Source organism: Phycicoccus avicenniae, assembly GCF_018139485.1.
In the GTDB taxonomy this organism is placed as follows: domain Bacteria; phylum Actinomycetota; class Actinomycetes; order Actinomycetales; family Dermatophilaceae; genus Phycicoccus; species Phycicoccus avicenniae.
Window position 1 is genome coordinate 50,489 of the sequence record NZ_JAGSNF010000025.1, and the last position, 21,302, is coordinate 71,790.

Below are 21,302 nucleotides of genomic sequence, written 5' to 3' on the forward strand. Positions count from 1 at the left end.
CACCGACGGACCGGACGCGTCGCGCCTGAGCACGACACGCCGGGTCTGGAGGTGTCCCCCGCCCCGGTGGCGCACCGGAGGCGGGTGCAGGGACGACGGGGTGGGATCCGGTCCGGGCACGAACCCGGACCCCGACGGGCCCGAGGGCGCGGACCGACCGCGAGACGGTCGGCGGCCGTGGACCTGGGGAGGTCGGGACATGATCGGCCTCGAGTGCTCTCACCGACGTCCCCTGCTGAACATCGGCTGAACGGCACCAAGGTAGCAGCGGCGGCCCCGCCTGCACAGGGCCGGACCGTCGTCGTCCCACGGCGCCCGAGGTCCGGACGAGGGTGGCGGTGCTCCGCGTCCCCCCGGGGCCGGTACCCGGTGGTGCTCCGGGGCCGGACTCCGGGATGATCGGGCCGTGCCCGGACGCCTCCCGCCCCCACCGCCGCTGCCCGCCGACCCCGGGGGCCGGGACGAGATGCTCCGGGCGCGGCTCGAGCGCTGGTGGCCGGACCTCGTCGAGGGGCTCGAGGCGGTCCACCCCGGCCGCTCCGCCGAGGTGGGCGCCCGTCTCGTCGCGCTGGCCGCCGAGGCCTTCGCCCGCCGCCCGGACCGGCTGCACCGCCGCGACCTGGAGCGGATGCTGCGCCCGGACTGGCTCCAGGACCCCGGCATGGTGGGGTACGCCGCGTACACCGAGCGCTTCGCCGGGGACCTGCACGGCGTCGCGGCCCGGGTGCCCTACCTCGAGGAGCTCGGCGTGCGCTACCTGCACCTCATGCCGCTCCTGCGGACGCGCGAGGGCGACAGCGACGGCGGCTACGCGGTCGTCGACCACCGCGAGGTCCGTCCCGACCTCGGGACGACGCAGGACCTCGCCGACCTCGCCGACGTCCTCCACGACCACGACATGAGCCTGGTCCTCGACCTCGTGCTCAACCACGTCGCGCGGGAGCACGACTGGGCGGTCCGGGCCCGCGCCGGCGACCCCCGCTACCGGGCGTACTTCCACGTCTTCCCCGACCGCACGGAGCCGGACGCCTACGAGCGGACCCTGCCGGAGGTCTTCCCGGACTTCGCACCCGGCAGCTTCACGTGGGACGACGAGCTCGACGGGTGGGTCTGGACGACCTTCAACTCCTTCCAGTGGGACCTCGACTGGGGCAACCCGGACGTGCTCGCCGAGCTCGTCGGGGTCGTCCTGCACCTGGCGAACCTCGGCGTCGACGTCCTGCGGCTCGACGCCGTCGCGTTCCTGTGGAAGCGGCTCGGCACCGACTGCCAGGGGCAGCCCGAGGTGCACGCGCTGACCCAGGTGCTACGGGCGGTGACGCGGATCGCGTGCCCGTCGGTCGCGTTCAAGGCCGAGGCGATCGTCGCGCCGGCCCAGCTGCTCGCCTACCTCGGACAGGGTCGCCACACCGGCAAGGTGAGCGACCTCGCGTACCACAACTCCCTCATGGTCCAGGTGTGGTCGATGCTCGCGACCCGCGACGTCCGGCTCGCGGTGCAGGCCCTCGGGTCGCTGCCCCCGGCGCCGTCGACCGCGACGTGGGTGACCTACCTGCGCTGCCACGACGACATCGGCTGGGCCGTCTCCGACGAGGACGCCGCAGCCGTCGGTCTCTCCGGGCACGCCCACCGCGCCTTCCTCGCGGACTGGTTCACCGGGGGCTTCCCCGGCTCCCCCGCCCGCGGGCTGACCTTCCAGCTGAACCCCGTGACCGGGGACCGGCGGACGTCGGGGACGGCGGCCTCGCTCGTCGGGCTCGAGGCGGCGAGGACGCCCGCCGAGGTCGACGGCGCCCTCGCGGCCCTGCGCCTCGCCCACGCGGTCGTCCTCGGCTGGGGCGGGGTCCCGGTGATCTGGAGCGGCGACGAGCTCGCCCAGCCGAACGACCCGCACTGGGCCGGCGAGCCCGGGCACGAGGACGACAACCGGTGGGCGCACCGCCCCCGGCTGGACCCGGACCGGGTCGCGGCGCGGCACGACCCCGCGACCGTCCCGGGGCGCGTGTTCGGGGACCTGCGGCACCTCGTCCGCACCCGGTCGGCGCTGCCGCACCTGCACGCGTCGGTGGCGACCGTGCTCGGCCCCGTCGACGACCCCGGGGTCCTCGTGACCCTGCGCGACCACCCCCTCGGCCGGTTCGCCGGGGTGTACAACGTGACCCCGGGGGAGCGGACGTGGCCGGGGTGGCGGGTCCGTGACCTCGGGCTCGCGTCGGCGGTCGACGCGCTCACCGGCTCCGCACCCTCCTGGGACGCCGAGCACGACCTCGTCCGGCTCCCGCCCCACGCCGTGCTCTGGCTCGTGCCCGAGGAGGCGGCCCGCGAGGCCGTCGCGCACGCCGCGGCGGTGCCCGTGCCCCCGTCCTGACGCCGGGGCCGCCTCACCAGAGGCCGAGGAGGTCCCCGCCGATCCGCACGACGAACGCCCCGACGACGACCACGAAGATGCCGCGGACGAACCGGCTCCCGCGCGCCACGGCGGTCCGTGCGCCGACGTACCCCCCGACGACGTTCGTCGCGGCCATGACGAGCCCGGCCTCCCACAGGACGTGGCCGCCGGGGAGGAAGACGGTGAGCGCCCCGAGGTTCGTCGCGAGGTTGACGATCTTCGCCGTCGCGCTCGCCTCGAGGAACGCGTAGCCGAGCAGCCCGACGAGCGCGAACACGAGGAAGCTCCCCGTCCCCGGGCCGAGCGCCCCGTCGTAGGCGCCGATCGCGAAGCCGGTGAGGACGGCGGCGGTGGTGTGCCGGGCACCGCTCCAGCGCAGCGCCGTGAGCTCGCCGGCCGAGGGCTTGAGCAGGGTGTAGGCCCCGACGACGACGAGCATGACGAGGATGACCGGGTTGAACGCGCTCTTGGGCACGTGGAGCCCGAGGAGCGCTCCGCCGACGGCGCCGAGGTAGGCGATCCCCGCCATCGGGAGCGCCGTCCTCAGGTCCGGGCGCACCCGCCTGTAGTAGGTGGCCGACGAGACGGCCGTTCCCCACACCGCCGCGATCTTGTTCGTCGCCAGCACCTGCGCGGGCGTCGCCCCGGGCACGCCGACGAGCAGGGCCGGCAGCTGGACGAGCCCGCCGCCGCCGACGACGGCGTCGACCCAGCCGGCGACGAACCCTGCGAGAGCGAGGAGCAGCAGGACGGTGAGGTCGGGGTCAGCCACCGGTGGGGGTCCCCGCGGCGGCACGACGCTCAGCCACGGCCGCACCACGCGTCGACGACGTCGAGCACCTCGCGCAGCTCCTGGACCTGCGCGTCGGGAACGGCGTCGACCTCGACCTTCTGGTCGGCCGGCAGGACCGAGTGCGGCACCCACACCGCGCGCATCCCGACCTGCTGCGGGCCGTGGACGTCCTCGAAGAGCCGGTCACCGACGTAGACGGCGTGCTCGGGGGCGACGTCGACGGCCCGGCACGCCGCGCGGAAGACCTCGGGGTGCGGCTTCACGTGGTCGAGCTCGCTGGAGTACAGGTCGGCGTCGACGAGGTCGAGGACGCCGTCCCGCGCGAAGATCTCGCGGTGGTAGTCGCGGCTCCAGATGGTGTTCGACAGGACGCCGACGGCGATCCCCCGCTCCCGCAGCCCCTCCCAGAGCGGGCGGACCTGCGGGTCGGTGTGCGTGTGCGGCTCCCAGAACCGGCGGTACGCGGCGAGCGCGAGGTGGTGCCGGTCGTGCTCGGCGTCGACGCCGGCGGCGTCGAGGATGTCCGCGAGCGCGGCGGAGGAGTGCTCGTCGCGCCCCCGGGCCCACGCGGCGCCCTCGGCCGCGAGGATCCGGTCGGCGAGGTCGTGGGCGGCGTCGAGGTCCTCCTGCGGGACCTCGTCGGAGCCGACGGGGACGCCGTGCACCTCCCGGGCGAAGACGCGCCACTGCTCGGGCAGGTCGACGTCGTGCCACGGGGTGAGGGTGCCGCCCCAGTCGAAGACGACGGCCTCGACGGGCCGGGCGGTCATGCGCGGCCGATCTCGCGCAGGACCTCCTCGACGGCGCCGTCGGAGGGCACCTCCCGGCGCTCGCCCGAGCGCCGGTCCTTGATCTCGACGGTGCCCTCGGCGAGCCCGCGGCCGACGACGACGATCGTCGGGACGCCGACGAGCTCGGCGTCCTTGAACTTCACGCCGGGGCTCGCCTGCTTCCGGTCGTCGAGGAGGACCTCGACCCCGCGGGCGTCGAGGGCCCGGGTCAGCTCCTCGGCGTAGTCGTACACCGCCTGGTCCTTGCCGGTGGCGACGAGGTGGACGTCGGCCGGGGCGAGCTCGCGCGGCCAGACGAGGCCGAGCTCGTCGTGGTTCCCCTCGGCGACGCACGCGACGGCCCGGGAGACCCCGACGCCGTACGAGCCCATCGTCACCGTGCGCAGCTTGCCGTTCTCGTCGAGGACCTGCAGGTCCAGGGCCTCGGCGTACTTGCGGCCGAGCTGGAAGATGTGGCCCATCTCGATGCCGCGGGCGGACTCGAGGGCGTGCCCGCACGAGGGGCACGCGTCGCCGTCGCGGACCTCGGCGGCCTCGATCGTGCCGTCCGCGGTGAAGTCGCGGCCGGCGACGAGGTCGAGGACGTGCCGGCCGGTCTCGTCGGCTCCGGTGACCCAGGCCGTGCCGTCGACGACCCGCGGGTCGAGGAGGTAGCGGATGCCGCTCGACCGCTCGGAGCCGAGCACGCCGGGGCCGATGTAGCCCTTGGCGAGGACCGGGTGCGCGGCGAAGTCCTTCTCGTCGAAGGCCTGGACGACCGCCGGCTCGACCTGGGCGGCGAGCCGCTTCTCGTCGACGTCGCGGTCGCCGGGCACGCCGATGGCGAGCGGCTCGCGGGTGCCGTCGGGGTGGACGAGGGTGACGACGACGTTCTTCAGCGTGTCCGCCGCGGTCCAGGCCCGCCCGTCCCCGCGGGGGAAGGCCTGCTCGAGGTGGGCGACGAGGGTGTCGATCGTCGGGGTGTCGGGGGTGTCCTCGACGTGCGCCGCCGGCACGCCGGAGGCGTCGACGGGGTCGGGCACCGGCACGCGCACGGCCTCGACGTTCGCGGCGTACCCGCAGCCCGGGCAGTGGACGTAGGTGTCCTCGCCGTTCTCGGCCGTCGCGAGGAACTCCTCGGACTTCGACCCGCCCATCGCACCGGCCATCGCCTGGACGATGACGTAGTGGAAGCCGAGCCGGTCGAAGATCCGGACGTAGGCGTCGCGGTGCAGCTGGTAGCTCTTGTCCAGCCCGGCCTCGTCGAGGTCGAAGGAGTAGCTGTCCTTCATGACGAACTCGCGCCCGCGCAGCAGTCCGGCCCGCGGCCGTGCCTCGTCGCGGTACTTCGTCTGGATCTGGTAGATCGACAGCGGAAGGTCCTTGTAGGAGCTGAAGAGGTCCTTGACCGCGAGGGTGAACATCTCCTCGTGCGTCGGGCCGAGGAGGTAGTCGTCGCCGCGCCGGTCCTTGAGGCGGAAGACGTTCGGGCCGTACTCCTCCCAGCGGCCGGAGGCCTCGTAGGGCTCGCGCGGCAGCAGCGCGGGGAAGAGCAGCTCCTGGGCACCGATGGCGTCCATCTCCTCGCGGACGACCGCCTCCACGCGGCGGAAGACCCGCAGGCCGAGCGGCAGCCACGTGTAGATGCCGGGGCTCACCCGGCGGACGTAGCCCGCCCGCACGAGCAGCCGGTGGCTCGGCACCTCCGCGTCCGCCGGGTTCTCGCGAAGGGTTCGCAGGAACAGGGACGACATGCGCATGGCCACGGGGAGGCTCCTGGGGGCGTCGGGGTGCGGGACCCGGCAAGGATAACGACGCGGCCGACCGGTCCGCCGCGCGGTTTCCCCCGGTCCCCGCCGCGCGGTCACCCCCGGTCAGAGCAGGACGGTCGTGAACTCGCCCTCGGCACGGAAGCCGAGGCGCTCGTAGGTCGCGCGGGCCGGGGCGTTGAAGGCGTTGACGTAGAGGCTGACGAGCGGCGCCGGACCGACCATGAGGTGCTCGAGGACGGCGGCGAGCATCGGGACGGCCAGGCCCTGGCCGCGCAGCCGGGGCGTCACCCACACCCCCTGGAGCTGGGCGCAGCCGAGGGCGAGGCTGCCGATGTCGGTCTTGAAGACCACCTCGCCGTCCTCGACGACGACGTAGGTGTGGCCGCGCCCGACGAGCGAGGCGAGGGAGGCCCGGTAGCCCCGGCTGCTCCCCGTGTAGGGCGGGTAGCCGATCTCGGCGGTGAACATGTGCTCGGCGGCCGGCAGCACGAGGTCGACCTCGTCCCGCCGTGCGAGCCGCACCCGGGGGTCGGGCTCGACCCCGAGCGTCGAGGGCGGGCGGTCGGCGACGAGCAGCGGCTGGTGGGCGCGGACCGCGCGGGCCGGCCCCCAGTGCGGCTCGAGGTGCTGCCAGAGCCCGACGACCTCCTCGCGGGGGCCGAACACCGACGCGCACCGGCCGCGCCAGCGCCGCAGGCGCTCGGCGAAGAGCGGGCGGCTCGCCTCGGTCGTGCCGACCGGGACGACGTTCGCGCTCGCCCAGCAGATCCCGTCGAGGACGCCGTCCTCCCGGTGGCCGAGCACCGACGACAGCGACCCCGCGGCCGACCCCTCGAGGATGCGGGCCGCGGCGAACACCCCCACGGCCGGCTCGCGGGCGCACACCTCGAGGGCGGCGTCACGGTCGGCGACCGACAGCGGCCGGACCGGGGAGCGGGTGCGCAGCACGCCTCTCAGCGTAGGGCCCGTGCGGACGCGGCGTCTGCGTCCCGGGTCGACGGTCTCAGCCGACGGTGATGCTCGGGCTGCCCGCGGACCCCTCGTCCTCCGGCTCGCCCATCTCCTCGGCGATCCGCATGGCCTCCTCGATGAGGGTCTCGACGATGTCCTTCTCGGGGACCGTCTTGATGACCTCTCCCTTGACGAAGATCTGGCCCTTGCCGTTGCCGGACGCGACGCCGAGGTCGGCCTCGCGGGCCTCCCCCGGGCCGTTGACGACGCAGCCCATGACGGCGACCCGCAGCGGGACGGTCATCCCCTCGAGGCCCGCGGTCACCTCGTCGGCGAGCTTGTAGACGTCGACCTGGGCGCGGCCGCACGACGGGCAGGAGACGATCTCGAGCTTGCGGGGGCGCAGGTTGAGGCTCTGCAGGATCTGGATGCCGACCTTGACCTCCTCGACCGGCGGGGCCGAGAGCGAGACCCGGATCGTGTCGCCGATGCCCTTGCTCAGCAGCGCGCCGAAGGCCGTGGCGGACTTGATCGTGCCCTGGAACGCCGGGCCGGCCTCGGTGACGCCGAGGTGCAGCGGCCAGTCGCCGCGCTCGGCGAGCATCTCGTAGGCGCGGACCATGACGACGGGGTCGTTGTGCTTGACCGAGATCTTGAAGTCGTGGAAGTCGTGCTCCTCGAACAGGCTCGCCTCCCAGACCGCGGACTCGACGAGCGCCTCGGCGGTCGGCTTGCCGTACTTGTCGAGGATCCGCTTGTCGAGCGAGCCGGCGTTGACCCCGATCCGCAGCGAGACCCCGGCGTCCTTGGCCGCCTGGCTGATCTCCTTGACCTGGTCGTCGAACTTGCGGATGTTGCCCGGGTTGACCCGCACGGCCGCGCACCCGGCCTCGATCGCCGCGTAGACGTACTTCGGCTGGAAGTGGATGTCGGCGATGACCGGGATCTGGCTCTTCCGCGCGATCGCCGGGAGGGCCTCGGCGTCGTCCTGGCTCGGGCACGCGACGCGCACGATGTCGCAGCCGGCGGCCGTGAGCTCGGCGATCTGCTGGAGGGTGGCGTTGATGTCGGTCGTCGGCGTCGTCGTCATCGACTGGACCGAGACCGGGGCGTCACCTCCGACCTCGACGCCGCCGACCCGGATCTTCCGGCTGGGGCGGCGAGGGGCGAGGACGGGCGGGGGCGCGCTGGGCATACCGAGCGAGACGGACATGTTTCCAGGGTAGTCCGGTACCTGGACGTCCCCTGAACCCGCGGGTCGCCCCCGGTCAGCCGCCGAGGTCGACCGGGTTGACGAGGTCGGCGTAGATGAGCAGCGCGGACATCCCGATGAGGACGACGGCGACGGAGTACGCCACCGGGAGCGCCTTCGCCACGTCGACGTACCCCGGGTCGGGGCGTCCCCGCAGCCGGGCGACCTGACGCTTCAGCCCCTCCCACAGGGCCCCGGCGACGTGCCCGCCGTCGAGCGGCAGGAGGGGGACGAGGTTGAAGACGAAGAGCATGAAGTTGAGCGCCGCGAGCAGCGTGACGAGCGTCCACATCCGGTCGGCGGGCGTGCCCCCGAGCAGGTCGTCGTACTGCCCGGCGCTCACCTCACCGGCGACCCGGCCGACGCCGACGACCGACATCGGCCCCTCGGCGTCGCGCTCGGCACCACCGAAGGCGGCGTTCCACACCCCGACCATCCGCTGCGGCACCTGGACCAGCGCCTGCGCGGTGCGGGTCGTGTAGTCCCACACGTACCCGGGGACGGCCGTCGCCGGCTGGCGGACGAGCTCGGTGGGCTGGCGCGTCGTCACCCCGAGGAAGCCCGCCTCGGTCGTGCGAATGCTGCCGTCCTCGGCCGTCACGGGGATGCCGTCGGCGTCGACCTCGGGCAGCAGGTTGCGGATGGGGGTCGCCGTGAGGGTGAGCGTCGCGCCGTCGCGCTCGACGACGATCGGCACCTCGGTGCCCGTCTCGGGCCGGATGAGCCGGCCGACGTCGCCGATCGCCTCGACGGGCTCCCCCGCGATCGAGACGATCGTGTCGCCGGGCTGCACCCCCGCGGCGAGCGCGGGCGTCTCGGGGCGTCCGTCGCACGACGTCGTCGCCGTCGCCTCGGTGGCGGGGACGACGCAGCGGGACACCTCGGCGACGACTGCTCCGGGCTGCGCGGTCGGCACCCCGTGCGCGGTGAGCAGGAGGGTGAGCAGCACGACCCCGATGAGGAGGTTCATCGTCGGGCCGCCCATCATGATGACGACCTTCTGCCAGACCTTGAGCCGGTAGTAGACCCGGTTCTCGTCGCCCGGGCGGACCTCCTCGAGGCTCGCGGCGCGCGCCTCGTCCATGAGCTGGCTGAACCGTCCGGTGCTCGAGGCCCGCAGCCGTCCGTCGTCCCCGGGGCGCGGCGGGAACATCCCGATCATCCGGATGTAGCCGCCGAGCGGGATGGCCTTGACGCCGTACTCGGTCTCCCCGCGCCGCCGGGACCACAGCGTCGGACCGAACCCGACCATGTACTGCGGCACCCGCAGGCCGAACCGCTTCGCCGGCACGAGGTGGCCGATCTCGTGCAGGGCGATGGACAGCGCGAGCCCGACGGCCATGAAGAGCACGCCGAGGACGAACGCGAGTGTGGTCACGCGGTCACTCCCTGGGGTCGGTCCCACCGGTCCCGACGACCTGCCGGGCCTGCTTCCGGGCCCACCGGTCCGCGGCGAGCACCGAGTCGACGCTCGAGGCGTCGAGTTCCCCTCCATTGTGCGCCTCCCGGTCGTGGTGCGCGGCCACGACCCGGGAGACGGTGTCGACGATCCCGACGAACGGCAGCGCCCCGTCGTGGAAGGCGTCGACCGCGACCTCGTTCGCCGCGTTGTAGACCGCGGGGGACGCCCCGCCGGCCTCCCCCACCTCGCGGGCGAGCCGCACGGCCGGGAACGCCTCGTCGTCGAGCGGGTGGAAGTCCCACGACTGCGGCGCGGACCAGTCGCACGGCACGTCGACGTCCTCGAGCCGCTCCGGCCAGGACAGCCCGAGCGCGATCGGGACGAGCATCCGCGGCGGGCCGGCCTGGGCGATCGTCGACCCGTCGTGGAACTCGACCATCGAGTGGATCCACTGCTGGGGGTGGACGACGACGTCGATCCGGGCGAAGGGGACGTCGAAGAGCAGGTGGGCCTCGATGACCTCGAGCCCCTTGTTGACGAGCGTCGCCGAGTTCGTCGTGATGACGCGCCCCATCGAGAAGTTCGGATGGGCGAGCGCCTGCTGCGGGGCGACGTCGGCCAGCTCGGCGCGCGTACGGCCGCGGAAGGGACCCCCGCTCGCGGTGACCACGAGGCGGCGCACCTCCTCCGCCCGGCCGCCGCGCAGGCACTGGGCGATGGCGCTGTGCTCGGAGTCGACCGGCACGATCTGACCGGGCGCCGCCGCGGCGCGCACGAGCGGTCCCCCGACGATGAGCGACTCCTTGTTCGCCAGCGCCAGAGTGGACCCGGCCTCCAGCGCGGCCAGCGTGGGCCGCAGCCCGATCGAGCCGGTGATCCCGTTGAGGACGACGTCGGCGCCGCGGGAGGCGGCCTCGGTCGCCGCGTCCGGGCCGACGACCACCTCGGGGGTCCCGGACCCGCCACCGGCGGCGCGCCCGTGCTCGGCGACGGCGGCCCCGAGGTCCTCGGCGTCACCGCTCGCGGCGGCGACGAAGCCCGCCCCGGTGGCGGCGGCCTGCCTGGCGAGGAGGTCGGTGTTGCCGCCCGCCGCCAGGGCGACGACGCGGAAACGGTCCGGGTGACGGGCGATGACCTCCAGGGCCTGGGTCCCGATGGAGCCGGTGGACCCGAGGACGGCGACGGTGCGGATGCTCACCGCCCCATTGTCCGTGCCGACGGTCACCGCCGACGTCCGGGCCGGTCCGGCGGTGCGTCGGCGGGCAGCTCGGAGGACGGCTCGCCGGGCGTCACGTCGTGAACACCCGCTCCTCGATGAGCCGCTCGGCGACGACCCGCGCCTTGGGGTGGAAGCGGCCGTGCTCGAAGTCCTTCTGCACCTCGAGCTCGACGGAGTCGGCCCCGTGCCTGTTCTTCTCCACCGTGACGACCGACCAGCGGCGGAACACCTTCGCGGCGCCGAGGTCGTAGACGAGGTGCTCGCGGGAGACGATCGCCTCCTTGCTCGCGAGGATGAGGACGACGTCGGCCTCGTAGGCGAGCGCCGAGGACCCGCGCAGGTCGCGGGTGCGCATCCGGCGGCCGGACGCGAGGCTCTCGCGGTCGGCCGCGGCGATGGCGACGACCGGGCAGTGCAGCTCCATCGCGAGGTTCTTCAGGCTCTCGGTGACGATCGTCACCCGGGTCTCCTCGTCCTCACCGGCAACGGGCCGCGGGACCTTCTGCAGGTAGTCGACGAGCACGATCGGGGGCTCGCCGGTCTCGTCCGCGACGGTGAGGACGACGTTCGCCATCTCCTCGATCGTCGTGTGGCTGTTCGACTCGTGCAGGTGCAGCCGCTCGGCGTAGCCGTCCATCATCGTCAGCGCCGCCCGCCCGTACGCGAGCCGGCCCAGCGCCTCGGCGAGGCCCTTGCGGTGCGGGTCCTCGGCCTCGAAGACCCCGCGGAAGGCGTGCGCGTTCGCGGCGGTCGAGACCGGCTGCTCGGACGCCTCGGCCGCGAACGCCGCCTCGAGCCCGAGGAGGCGCTGGATGACGGTCTGCGCCTCGTGCTCGAAGGAGAAGACGACGGCGCTGCGCCCACCGAGGACGGCGTTGCGGATCATCTGCACCGCGAGCGTCGTCTTGCCCGACCCCTCGCTGCCGCCGAGCAGGACGAGCTCGCCGGAGCGCAGCCCGCCGCCGAGCGTCGTGTCGAGCAGGTCGAAGCCGGTCGGCCACACGACGGCGCCCGGCCGGGCCCCCAGCCGCAGCGACTCGTCGGTCTCGTCGAGCAGGGAGCGCACGGTGCGGTGCCGGTCGACGTGGTCGGTCCGACGGCGGCGTTCGGTCATGGGCACAAAGGAAACCATCCGAGGAGCCCGTTCGTCCCGGCATCGACGCGTTTCCGGGTCACGAGGTGCGGTCGCGGGGTCAGGTCGCGAGACCGACGTACTTGACCTCGAGGTACTCCTCGATGCCCTCCGCGCCGCCCTCGCGCCCGAACCCGGAGTGCTTGACGCCGCCGAAGGGCGCGGCCGGGTTCGACACGATCCCCGTGTTCACCCCGACCATGCCGAACTCCAGGCCCTCCGCGACCCGCCGGACCCGTCCCTCGTCCCGGGCGTACACGTAGGCGACCAGGCCGTACTCGGTGTCGTTGGCGCGCGCCAGCGCCTCGTCGTCGTCCGCAACCGTGGTCACCGGGGCGACCGGTCCGAAGATCTCCTCGGACAGGCACCGGCTACCGGCCGGGACGTCCGCGAGGACGGTCGGCGGGTAGAAGTGCCCGCGCCCGGACGGCACCTCTCCCCCGGTGACCACGCGGGCGCCGCGCTCCACCGCGTCGGTGACGAGGGCGTGCACGCCCTCCCGGGCCTCGGCGGTGATGAGCGGACCGACGTCGACGCCCTCGTCCGTCCCCGCCCCGACGGTGAGCGCCGCCATCCGGGCGGCGAGCTTCTCGGTGAACTCCTCCGCCAGGGACGCGTGGACGAGGAAGCGGTTGGCCGACGTGCAGGCCTCCCCGATGTTGCGCATCTTCGCCTGCATCGCCCCGTCGACGGCGTCGTCGACGTCGGCGTCCTCGAGGACGAGGAAGGGGGCGTTGCCACCCAGCTCCATCGACACCCGGAGAAGCTGCTCGGCGGACTGGGCGACGAGCACCTTGCCGACCGCCGTCGAGCCGGTGAAGGTCAGCTTGCGCAGCCGCGGGTCCCGGACGATCGGCTCGCAGACGCCGGCCGCGTCGGTCGTCGTCACGACGTTGAGGACCCCGGGCGGCAGCCCGGCGTCCTCGAGGATCCGGCCGAGCAGCAGCATCGTCAGCGGTGTCTCGGCCGCGGGCTTGAGCACCATCGTGCAGCCGGCCGCGACGGCCGGCCCGATCTTCCGGGTACCCATCGCGAGCGGGAAGTTCCATGGCGTGACCATGAGCGTCGGGCCGACGGGCTGGCGCATCGTGAGCACCCGGGTCGTCCCCTCCGGCGCGACGCCGTACTCCCCCCGCACCCGGACCGCCTCCTCGGAGAACCAGCGGAGGAACTCCGCGCCGTAGGCGACCTCGCCGGCCGACTCCTCGAGGCTCTTGCCCATCTCGAGCGTCATGAGGAGCGCGAGGTCCTCGGTCCGGGCGGTCACCGCCTCGAAGGCGGCCCGCAGGACGTCGGAGCGCTCGCGCGGGGCCGTCGCGGCCCAGGCCGGCTGCGCCTCGTGGGCGGCGGCGAGCGCGGCGAGCCCGTCCTCCGGTGTGGCGTCCGCGCACGACGCGAGGACGTCACCGGTCGCGGGGTCCTGCACGTCGAAGCGGGCCCCACCGCTCGCGGGGCGCCAGGCGCCCCCGACGAGCAGGTCGGTGGGGACGGACCCCAGGAGCGCGGTCCGGGTCGTGGCCATGGTGTCCTCCGTCGGCGTCGGGGGTGCGGTCGGGTCCGTCCGCACCTCGTCCCACCACCGTATGCCCCTGACCAGCGCCGACGCCCGCCCCCGGACGGCCACCGGTGGGCCGGGTAGGTTCACGGGATGCGCGAGATCGAGACCCTCGCCGCGCTCGACGCGGCCCTCGAGGACGGCGGCACGCTGCGCGGGCTGCGGCTGCAGGACCTCGACCTCGGCACCAGGGCGGACCGCCTGCTCGGCCGCGCCGACGTCGAGGGGATGGTCGTCCTCGGCGGCCGGCTGCCCCCGTCGCTCGGCGACCACCTCCGGGCGCACGGGGCCCTGGTCTTCCCGACCGACCCGCGGGTCCCCGTCTCGCCGTACCGGGCCCGCGTCTACTCCGCCGACGAGCTGTACGACGGCCTCCGCGAGCTCGGCTACTCCGCGACCCCGGACGCCCGGGCGTACACCTGGTCGCGGGACACCGCGCTGCACCACGACGCCTTCGCGACCCTCCTGCGGGCGATCCACGACGACTCCGTGAGCGACGCCCTCACCGACCTGCTCGGCGACGCCCCGGTCGTCGGCGTCATGGGCGGGCACGCCCTGCGCCGCGACGAGCCGGCGTTCGCCCGCGCGGCGGCGCTCGGGCACGCCCTCGCCCGGTCCGGCCTCGTCGTCGCGACCGGCGGCGGGCCGGGGGCGATGGAGGCCGCCAACCTCGGCGCGCTCGCCCGGACGAGCACCGACCTCGCGGACGCGCTCGAGCGGCTACGGCAGGTCCCGGGGTTCGACGACGTCCGGCGATGGGCGGCGGCCGCGCTCGAGGTCCGCCACGACCTCCTCGCGGGAGGCGAGGCCGGGCTGCGCAGCGTCGGGGTCCCGACGTGGTTCTACGGCCACGAGCCCCCGAACGTGTTCTGCGACGGGATCGCGAAGTACTTCTCCAACGCGATCCGCGAGGACGGACTGCTCGCCCGCAGCTCCGCGGGCGTCGTCGTCCTCGAGGGGGCCGCGGGGACCGTCCAGGAGGTCTTCCAGGCTGCGACCCGGATGTACTACGGCCCGCCGGACGCGGCACTGCCCCCACTCGTCCTCGTCGGGCGGGAGCACTGGTCGCGCACGGTCCCGGTGTGGCCGGCGCTGGAGGCGCTCGCGGACGGCCGCGCGATGGCCGGCCGCGTCCACCTCGTCGACGACGTCGTGGACGCCGTCCCCCTCCTCACCGGCTGAGGGACCCTCAGGCCGTCGAGGAGGCGAGCTGCCCGCAGGCCCCGTCGATCTCCGAGCCGCGGGTGTCGCGGACCGTCGTCGGGATGCCGTGCGCGCGCAGCCGCTCGACGAACTGCTGCTCGACGCCGCGGCGCGAGGCCGTCCACTTCGACCCCGGCGTCGGGTTGAGCGGGATCGGGTTGACGTGGACCCAGCCGCGCCCTCGGGCCGCGAGCTTCTGCCCGAGCAGGTCCGCGCGCCACGCCTGGTCGTTGATGTCGCGGATGAGGGCGTACTCGATGCTCACCCGCCGGCCGGTGCTCTCGTAGTACCGGTGCGCGGCGTCGATCGCCTCGTCGACCTTCCAGCGCGTGTTGATGGGGACGAGCTCGTCGCGCAGCTCGTCGTCCGGGGCGTGCAGCGAGAGCGCGAGGGTCACCGGGACGCCCTCGGCGGCCAGGCGGTCGATGCCCGGGACGAGCCCGACGGTCGACATCGTGATGCCGCGGGCGGAGATGCCGAGGCCGGACGGCGGGGCCTCGGTGAGCCGGCGGATCGCCCCGATCGCCGCCTTGTAGTTCGCGAGCGCCTCACCCATCCCCATGAAGACGACGTTGCTCACCCGGGCCGGGCCGGCGGCGGGGGCTTCGGTGCGCGGGTCCTCGGGGTCGTCCCCGGCCTCGTCGCCGAGAGCCGCGCCTCCCGGGAGGCCCTGGGCCGTCGGCAGACCGCCGTGCCGGAGCATCCGGGCCGCCGCGACGACCTGCTCGACGATCTCGGCGGCGGACATGTTGCGGGTGAGCCCCTCCTGCCCCGTCGCGCAGAACGGGCAGTTCATGCCACACCCCGCCTGGCTGGAGATGCAGACCGTCACCCGGTTCGGGTAGCGCATGAGGACCGACTCGACGAGGGCGCCGTCGAACAGCCGCCACACCTGCTTCACGGTCGCCCCCTCGTCGGCGCTGATGTGCCGGACCGGGTCGAGCAGCGGGGGCAGCAGGTCGCCGACGAGGTCGTCGCGGACCGCCTTCGGCAGGTCGGTCATCGCCTCGGGGTCCTCGACGAGCCGCTCGAAGTAGTGGGTCGAGAGCTGGTTGGCCCGGTAGGCCGGGTGGCCGAGGGCGGCGACCGCCGCACGGCGTCCGGCGACGTCGAGGTCGGCGAGGTGGCGCGGCGGCTTGCCTCGCCGGGGAGCGGCGAAGGTCAGCTGGCCCGGGGCGGGACGCGGGTCGGGGAGGTCGGTCATCCCCTCGATTGTCGCAGGTCCGCCGCTCCTTCCCCGGACGGCCCACGAGCCCTACCATGAGGCACGGCTTCCGTTCGGCAGGGGAACGGGGCACGCAGGGAAGGGACCGGCCATGGGCCTGTTCGATCGGTTCTTCGCGCGCACGCCGGCCCCCAGGGTCGCGACGCTCGCACCACCGCCACCGACGCCGAGCGTCCCGGACGTCGACAACGACGACTCGGGCCTCCCCCACGACGTCCGGGCCCACCTCGAGGCTCTGACCCGGGCCGCGGAGCTCGACGTCGACGACCTCACCCCGGAGGAGTTCGACGCGGCGCTGACGTCCCGCATCGTCGGGGCCGAGCGGCTCGAGGCGAGCGGCCTCGACTTCCGCTACGCCGCGGCGTTCGCCCCGAACCTGCGCGAGGTCCTCACCCTCGACCTGCCGTCGGCCGTCATCACCCTGCCCGACGAGCGGGTCGCCGCCCGCGGGGTCCGGATGGCCCGGCTGCTCGACCTGGGGCGGCAGAACCTGCGCTCCCTCGTACACACCTCGCACCCGGAGCTGCTCACCGTCGGCGAGGGCGGGCGGACGGTCCGGGTCCTCATGGGCGACTCGCCGTACACCGCCTCCTTCGCCCGCTTCCTGTCCGAGGTGGTCGAGACGCACGACCCGGAGGCAGACATGCACGGGGGCGTCGTCTTCGCCCTCCCCCACCGGCACGCCGTCGTCTACCAGACGTGCGCCACCCCGCAGCAGACGCGCGACGCGCTCGACCTCGTCCCGGCGCACGCCGAGGCGATGCGCGCCGACGGGCTGAGCCCGGTCTCACCGCACGTGTACCACTGGCTCGCGCGCGAGGTCACCTGCCTCACCGAGGTCGGTCGCGACGGCGGCCTCGTGCTGCGGACCACCCCTGAGCTCGAGACCCTCATGGGCGCCGGGCGCCACCGCGCGGCCGGCTGAGCCCTGCATCCTCCCTTCGGCTCGCCTCGCCGCGTTCACCGCGCACGGCGGCTCGGCCGTCCGTACCCTGGAGAGACGTCCGTTCTGCAGGGGAGCGGACTCGCAGGGAGGACCCGTGATGGGCATTCTCGACCCGTGGCTGCCGCATGCCGGCACGGGGATCCACGACACCAGGGCGCAGCGTGACGCCCTCGACCGTGCCGCCGGGGCGACCCCCGACGACCTCGGGCCCGAGGAGTTCGACGCCGCCCTCACCTCACGGCTCGTCGGGGCCGAGCGCCTCGACGCCTCGGGCCGTCCGTTCGGCTACGCGAGCGCCTACGCGCCCGGGCTCCTCGAGGTCCTCGCGCTCGACCTGCCGTCCGCCGTCGTCCTCCTCGACGACGAGCAGGTGGCCCGCCGCGGCCTGCCGGTGCCGCGGCTCCTCGAGCTCGGCCGGGTCGGGCTCCAGCGGCTCATGGGCGCGACACCGCCGGTCCGGCACGAGGTGACCGACGGCGGCCGGTCGGTGCACGTGCTGCTCGGCGAGTCGCCGTTCACGGCCTCCTTCGCCCGGTTCATCTCCGACGCCCTCACCCTCTGGCACCCGGACGCGGACCTCAGCGGCGGCATGGTCTTCTCCCTGCCGCACCGGCACGCCGTCGTCTACCAGATGTGCGCGACGGAGCAGCAGACCCGCGACGCCGTCGAGATCGTCCCCGCCCAGGCGGCGGCGATGCGCACCGACGACGCACCGGACCTGCCGACGGACACCTACTTCTGGCTCGACCGGCACGTCGTCCCGCTCCCCGGGCCGGGCCATCCCCTCCCCGGGGGTCACCGGCAGCGGTCGGCCAGCTGATCCGCACAACGCCCGGCCGTGGTCCGCGGGTGGGGGCGGTCCGGGCGACGGGGCCGGGCCGGGCGACGGGGCCGGGCCGGGCGACGGGCCCGGTCCGGGTGACGGGCTCAGGCCGGGCGACGGGGCCGGGCCGGGTGACGGGCTCAGGCCGGGCGAGGGCCCGGCGACCGGGCTCAGGCCGGGGGGACGAACCAGAGGAGCAGCGCCCAGGCCACCGGCGCCACGACGACGAGCGAGTCGAGCCGGTCCATGAGCCCACCGTGGCCGGGCAGGACGTTCCCCATGTCCTTGATGCCGAGATCGCGCTTGACGCTGGACTCGATGAGGTCCCCGATCGTCGCCGCACCGGCCGCGACGGCGCCGAGGACGGCCCCGGCCCACCAGTCGCCGCCGAGGAGGAGCGGCAGGGACACGGCACCCGCGACGGCGCACGTGAGCACCGAGCCGCCGAAGCCCTCCCACGACTTCTTCGGGCTGAGCGACGGGGCCATCGGGTGGCGACCCTTCAGCACCCCGACCGCGTAGCCGCCGATGTCCGAGGCGACGGTGACGAGCACGAAGACGATGATCCGCTGCCGGCCGTCGTCGGCGGCGAGCATCAGGGAGGCGAACCCACCGAGGAAGGCGGGGTAGAACGCGACGAGCGAGGCGGCCCCGAGGTCGCGGGCGGCGCCCGCCAGGCCGTCCGCGACCCGCCAGACGAGCATGCCGACGACGGTGAGGCCGAAGGTGATGACGAGGGCCTCCGGGCCGCGGGCGTACGCCGACCCCACCATCCCCGCGGTGCCGATGACCAGCGGCGGTGCCGGGACGAGCATGCCCTTGGCGGCGACGGCCCGGCGCACCTCCCAGGCGCCGAGGCAGACGGCGGCCGCGACGACGACGAGGAAGGCCCGCGGGTCGACCGCGAGCGTGCCGAGGATGAGGGCACCGAGGAGGAGACCGACGCCGATCGCGGCCCGCAGGTCCCGCCCCGCGCTGCGCCGCCGTCGGGACGCGGCCGGCTCGGCGGACGCGGCAGGGTCGGTCGACGCGGCCGGGTCGGTCGCGGGGTCGCTCGACCCGTCCTCGGCGGTCCCGGTGCTCGGGTCGCCGGTCCGGGGGCGGGGTGCGGGGTCGGTCATCGGGAGGTCAGACCTCGAGGAGCTCGGCTTCCTTGCCCTTGAGCAGCTCGTCGACCTGGTCGACGTGTCGCTTGGTCACCGACTCGAGCTCCTTCTCGGCACGGGTGCCCTCGTCCTCACCGACCTCGCCGTCCTTGACGAGCTTCTCGAGGGTCGTCTTCGCGGTGCGCCGGACGTTGCGGATCGAGACCCGCGCGTCCTCGGCCTCGGTGTGCGCCATCCGGACGTACTCGCGGCGCCGCTCCTCGGTGAGCTGCGGCATCGTGCAGCGGATGATGTTGCCGTCGTTGCTCGGGTTGACCCCGAGGTCGGCCTGGGTGATGGCCTTCTCGATGGCGTGCATCGACGACTTGTCGAAGGGGCTGATGATGATCGTGCGGGCCTCGGGTGTCTGGAACGAGGCGAGCTGTTGCAGCGGCGTCGGCGCACCGTAGTAGTCGACGAGGATCTTCGAGAACATCCCCGGGTGGGCCCGGCCGGTGCGGATCCCGCCGAAGTTCTCCTTCGCGACCTCGACGGCCTTCTCCATCTTCTCCTCGGCCTCGAATAAGGTCTCGTCGATCATCGGGCGCCTCTCCTTCGGTCGGCGCCGCGACGTGCGGCGCGCTGCGGGGTCCAGTCTGTCAAACGGGCGGCCTGCGCCGCGGGCGGCACGTCAGCCGGCGGAGACGAGAGTGCCGATCGGCTCACCGCGCAGCGCCCGGGTGATGTTGCCCTCGCCCTCCATGCCGAAGACGACCATCGGCAGGGCGTTGTCCATGCAGAGGCTGAAGGCCGCGGCGTCGACGACCTTCAGGCCGAGGCGCAGCGCCTCCCGGAAGGTCACCTCCTCGAGCTTGCGGGCGTCGGCGTTCGTGCGCGGGTCGGAGTCGTAGACCCCGTCGACGCCGTTCTTGCTCATGAGGACCGCGTCGCACTTGCACTCCAGGGCCCGCTGGGCGCTCACGGTGTCGGTCGAGAAGTACGGCATGCCGGCGCCGGCGCCGAAGATGACGACGCGGCCCTTCTCGAGGTGCCGGATGGCGCGGCGGGGGATGTACGGCTCGGCGACCTGGCCCATCGTGATGGCGGTCTGCACGCGGGTGTCGACGCCCTCCTTCTCGAGGAAGTCCTGGAGCGCGAGGCAGTTCATCACCGTGCCGAGCATGCCGATGTAGTCGGCGCGGGCGCGCTCCATCCCCTTCTGCTGCAACTCGGCGCCGCGGAAGAAGTTCCCGCCCCCGATGACGATGGCGACCTCGATGCCCTCCCGGACGGCACTCGCGATCTGGGCGGCGATGGCCCGCACGACGTCCGGGTCGACCCCGACCCGACCGCCCCCGAAGACCTCGCCCGAGAGCTTGAGCAGCACCCGTCGTGGGCGGGAGCGGGTGGACGACGGTGCGGGGGCCTCGGCGGTGGCAGGCGTGGTCACGGGGCCTCCTCGTGGAGCGGGGTCGTCGCGGTCGGAGTGATCCTGTCACAGGCCGCGACGGGTGGCCCAACCGGCGAAACCTCGTGGTAACCCGCCGCTGCGAGGATCGACGGATGGACGCCGAGCGCGAGGTCTTGTCGTGGGAGGTGTTCGGGGACGCCACACGGAGCCTCGCCGAGCGGGTCGCGGCGGACGGGGTACCGGACGTCGTCCTCTCCGTCGCCCGGGGTGGTCTCGTCGTCGGTGGGGCCCTCGGGTACGCGCTCGGGGTCAAGCCCGCCTACGTCCTCGGCGTCGAGCTGTACACCGGGGTGGACGAGCGGCCGCCGGAACCGGTGCTGCTGCCCCCGGTGCCCGACCTCGACGAGCTCGCGGGCGCGGACGTCCTCGTCGCGGACGACGTCGCCGACACGGGTCTGACCCTGGCCTGCGTCCAGCGGCTGTGCGCCGGACGCGTGGGCCGGCTGCGGACGGCGGTCGTGTACGAGAAGCCCTGGTCGGTCGTGCGGCCCGAGTACGCGTGGCGGTCGACGGACCGCTGGGTCACCGTGGAGCGCCCGGGAGCCGGTGACGGCTGCCGCCACCCGCTCCGCCTGACCTCCTCCGAGATCCTCCGGCCGGCAGCCCGGGCCGTCGACACCGCGGGCGGGACCGTTGTCGGTGGTCGTCCGTAGAGTCGGTTCATGGCAGGGGGACCAGGGATCGAGGGGCACCGCGAGGTGATCGCGGCGGCCACGTCCGCGCTGCGTGCGCTCCCTGACGACCTGTGGCAGGCGGGGGGTCCCGGGCTCGGCGAGCTGGCCGGTGAGATCGGCGCGCTGCACCAGGCGTGCGAGGCCGCGACCGTCGCCGTCGTCCGTGAGGCCGTCGAGCGGGGAGAGCCCGGGAACGGCCCTCGTGCGCGGACGGCCGCGCACTGGCTGCGCAGCCACGCACCGACGTGGCGGGCCGGGGGCGCCGGGCAGGTCGTCGCCGTCGCCGAGGCCTTCGCCGTCCCGGGCAACGCCCCCGTCAAGACCGCCGTCGAGTCCGGGCGGCTGCCCGTGACCTCCGCCGCGACCGTCGTCCGGCAGGCCGACCTGCTCCGTCCGCTGCTCGCCGACGGCGTCGAGGAGACCGTCATCACCGGGATGGTCGACGTCGCCGCCGCCCACGGCCCCGCCGCCTGCCGCCAGCTCCGCACCGGGATCCTCGCCCGCCACGGCCGCGACGGGGTCCTCCAGGCCGAGCAGGACGCCGCCGCCCGCTTCGTCTCCCTCTCCCACCCCTCGGTCGACGCCACCGGCATCGCCGACTACCGCCTCACCCTCGACCCGGTCGGGCACGCCGCCCTCG

Annotated in this window: 19 protein-coding genes; 6 read left to right on the top strand and 13 right to left on the bottom strand. The window is 74.3% G+C overall.

Annotated features, from left to right (window positions below; genetic code table 11):
- The first annotated feature begins 406 nt into the window (after positions 1 to 406).
- Positions 407 to 2,368, top strand: a complete 1,962-nt coding sequence (locus tag KC207_RS16520; protein WP_367616066.1) for an alpha-amylase family protein — start codon at positions 407 to 409, stop codon at positions 2,366 to 2,368.
- 13 nt (positions 2,369 to 2,381) lie between these two features.
- On the opposite strand, the gene KC207_RS16525 is transcribed toward KC207_RS16520, so the two are convergent.
- From KC207_RS16525 to KC207_RS16565, 9 genes are all read right to left on the bottom strand, one after another.
- A complete protein-coding gene (locus KC207_RS16525; RefSeq protein ID WP_211604424.1) occupies positions 2,382 to 3,161 on the bottom strand; it encodes a TSUP family transporter in 780 nt (259 codons plus the stop codon).
- A 29-nt stretch (positions 3,162 to 3,190) separates the two neighbouring features.
- Positions 3,191 to 3,952: an HAD family hydrolase gene (locus KC207_RS16530; protein ID WP_211604425.1), complete on the bottom strand. Its 762-nt coding sequence runs from the start codon at positions 3,950 to 3,952 to the stop codon at positions 3,191 to 3,193.
- Positions 3,949 to 5,718 (bottom strand): proline--tRNA ligase, encoded by a 1,770-nt coding sequence (locus tag KC207_RS16535; RefSeq protein WP_211604426.1) that lies wholly within the window; start codon positions 5,716 to 5,718, stop codon positions 3,949 to 3,951. The genes KC207_RS16530 and KC207_RS16535 overlap by 4 nt, the downstream gene beginning before the upstream one ends.
- Positions 5,719 to 5,826: 108 nt before the next feature.
- On the bottom strand, positions 5,827 to 6,672 hold the full coding sequence (locus KC207_RS16540) for a GNAT family N-acetyltransferase (protein ID WP_211604427.1): 846 nt from the start codon (positions 6,670 to 6,672) through the stop codon (positions 5,827 to 5,829).
- Between the two features lie 55 nt (positions 6,673 to 6,727).
- A complete protein-coding gene (gene ispG / locus KC207_RS16545) occupies positions 6,728 to 7,888 on the bottom strand; it encodes a flavodoxin-dependent (E)-4-hydroxy-3-methylbut-2-enyl-diphosphate synthase (RefSeq protein WP_211604428.1) in 1,161 nt (386 codons plus the stop codon).
- Between the two features lie 55 nt (positions 7,889 to 7,943).
- Positions 7,944 to 9,305 (bottom strand): M50 family metallopeptidase, encoded by a 1,362-nt coding sequence (locus KC207_RS16550; RefSeq protein WP_249138823.1) that lies wholly within the window; start codon positions 9,303 to 9,305, stop codon positions 7,944 to 7,946.
- A 4-nt stretch (positions 9,306 to 9,309) separates the two neighbouring features.
- Positions 9,310 to 10,527 (bottom strand): 1-deoxy-D-xylulose-5-phosphate reductoisomerase, encoded by a 1,218-nt coding sequence (dxr, locus tag KC207_RS16555; protein WP_211604429.1) that lies wholly within the window; start codon positions 10,525 to 10,527, stop codon positions 9,310 to 9,312.
- A gap of 91 nt (positions 10,528 to 10,618) precedes the next feature.
- The gene (locus KC207_RS16560; protein ID WP_211604430.1) at positions 10,619 to 11,662 is read right to left on the bottom strand and encodes a DnaB-like helicase C-terminal domain-containing protein; all 1,044 of its coding nucleotides are present in this window, start codon (positions 11,660 to 11,662) and stop codon (positions 10,619 to 10,621) included.
- A 79-nt stretch (positions 11,663 to 11,741) separates the two neighbouring features.
- On the bottom strand, positions 11,742 to 13,202 hold the full coding sequence (locus tag KC207_RS16565; protein ID WP_211604431.1) for an NAD-dependent succinate-semialdehyde dehydrogenase: 1,461 nt from the start codon (positions 13,200 to 13,202) through the stop codon (positions 11,742 to 11,744).
- Between the two features lie 126 nt (positions 13,203 to 13,328).
- Here KC207_RS16565 and KC207_RS16570 point away from each other — a divergent pair, with 126 nt between their 5' ends.
- On the top strand, positions 13,329 to 14,417 hold the full coding sequence (locus tag KC207_RS16570) for an LOG family protein (protein WP_211604432.1): 1,089 nt from the start codon (positions 13,329 to 13,331) through the stop codon (positions 14,415 to 14,417).
- Positions 14,418 to 14,424: 7 nt separating this feature from the next.
- On the opposite strand, the gene rlmN is transcribed toward KC207_RS16570, so the two are convergent.
- Positions 14,425 to 15,642 carry a 23S rRNA (adenine(2503)-C(2))-methyltransferase RlmN gene (gene rlmN / locus KC207_RS16575; protein WP_211604433.1) on the bottom strand — a complete coding sequence of 406 codons (1,218 nt, stop codon included), beginning with the start codon at positions 15,640 to 15,642 and terminating at the stop codon, positions 14,425 to 14,427.
- A 112-nt stretch (positions 15,643 to 15,754) separates the two neighbouring features.
- Between rlmN and KC207_RS16580 the strand changes: the two genes are divergently transcribed.
- Positions 15,755 to 16,588 carry a hypothetical protein gene (locus KC207_RS16580; RefSeq protein WP_211604434.1) on the top strand — a complete coding sequence of 278 codons (834 nt, stop codon included), beginning with the start codon at positions 15,755 to 15,757 and terminating at the stop codon, positions 16,586 to 16,588.
- Positions 16,589 to 16,706: 118 nt separating this feature from the next.
- Positions 16,707 to 17,429 carry a hypothetical protein gene (locus KC207_RS16585; RefSeq protein ID WP_211604435.1) on the top strand — a complete coding sequence of 241 codons (723 nt, stop codon included), beginning with the start codon at positions 16,707 to 16,709 and terminating at the stop codon, positions 17,427 to 17,429.
- A 173-nt stretch (positions 17,430 to 17,602) separates the two neighbouring features.
- Here the strand turns inward: KC207_RS16585 and KC207_RS16590 are convergent, their stop codons facing one another.
- The 3 genes from KC207_RS16590 to pyrH all read right to left on the bottom strand — a co-directional run bounded on the left by KC207_RS16590 (position 17,603) and on the right by pyrH (position 19,967).
- Positions 17,603 to 18,553 (bottom strand): phosphatidate cytidylyltransferase, encoded by a 951-nt coding sequence (locus tag KC207_RS16590; protein WP_211604436.1) that lies wholly within the window; start codon positions 18,551 to 18,553, stop codon positions 17,603 to 17,605.
- A 7-nt stretch (positions 18,554 to 18,560) separates the two neighbouring features.
- A complete protein-coding gene (gene frr / locus KC207_RS16595) occupies positions 18,561 to 19,118 on the bottom strand; it encodes a ribosome recycling factor (protein ID WP_211604437.1) in 558 nt (185 codons plus the stop codon).
- A 90-nt stretch (positions 19,119 to 19,208) separates the two neighbouring features.
- On the bottom strand, positions 19,209 to 19,967 hold the full coding sequence (pyrH, locus tag KC207_RS16600; RefSeq protein WP_211604438.1) for a UMP kinase: 759 nt from the start codon (positions 19,965 to 19,967) through the stop codon (positions 19,209 to 19,211).
- Positions 19,968 to 20,080: 113 nt separating this feature from the next.
- On the opposite strand from pyrH, the gene KC207_RS16605 reads away from it, so the two are divergent.
- Entirely contained in the window at positions 20,081 to 20,641 is a 561-nt protein-coding gene (locus tag KC207_RS16605) for a phosphoribosyltransferase (RefSeq protein WP_437179141.1), read from the top strand.
- A gap of 9 nt (positions 20,642 to 20,650) precedes the next feature.
- The coding region (locus KC207_RS16610; protein WP_211604439.1) for a hypothetical protein at positions 20,651 to 21,302 on the top strand (652 nt) is incomplete at its 3' end.

Bases quoted from the DNA above. Each gene is read 5' to 3' on its own strand.
- KC207_RS16530 (WP_211604425.1), bottom strand. From the start codon at position 3,952: ATGACCGCCCGGCCCGTCGAGGCCGTCGTCTTCGACTGGGGCGGCACC.
- ispG (WP_211604428.1), bottom strand. From the start codon at position 7,888: ATGTCCGTCTCGCTCGGTATGCCCAGCGCGCCCCCGCCCGTCCTCGCC.
- KC207_RS16560 (WP_211604430.1), bottom strand. From the start codon at position 11,662: ATGACCGAACGCCGCCGTCGGACCGACCACGTCGACCGGCACCGCACC.
- KC207_RS16565 (WP_211604431.1), bottom strand. From the start codon at position 13,202: ATGGCCACGACCCGGACCGCGCTCCTGGGGTCCGTCCCCACCGACCTG.
- KC207_RS16570 (WP_211604432.1), top strand. From the start codon at position 13,329: ATGCGCGAGATCGAGACCCTCGCCGCGCTCGACGCGGCCCTCGAGGAC.
- rlmN (WP_211604433.1), bottom strand. From the start codon at position 15,642: ATGACCGACCTCCCCGACCCGCGTCCCGCCCCGGGCCAGCTGACCTTC.
- KC207_RS16580 (WP_211604434.1), top strand. From the start codon at position 15,755: ATGGGCCTGTTCGATCGGTTCTTCGCGCGCACGCCGGCCCCCAGGGTC.
- KC207_RS16585 (WP_211604435.1), top strand. From the start codon at position 16,707: ATGGGCATTCTCGACCCGTGGCTGCCGCATGCCGGCACGGGGATCCAC.
- KC207_RS16590 (WP_211604436.1), bottom strand. From the start codon at position 18,553: ATGACCGACCCCGCACCCCGCCCCCGGACCGGCGACCCGAGCACCGGG.
- frr (WP_211604437.1), bottom strand. From the start codon at position 19,118: ATGATCGACGAGACCTTATTCGAGGCCGAGGAGAAGATGGAGAAGGCC.
- KC207_RS16605 (WP_437179141.1), top strand. From the start codon at position 20,081: ATGGACGCCGAGCGCGAGGTCTTGTCGTGGGAGGTGTTCGGGGACGCC.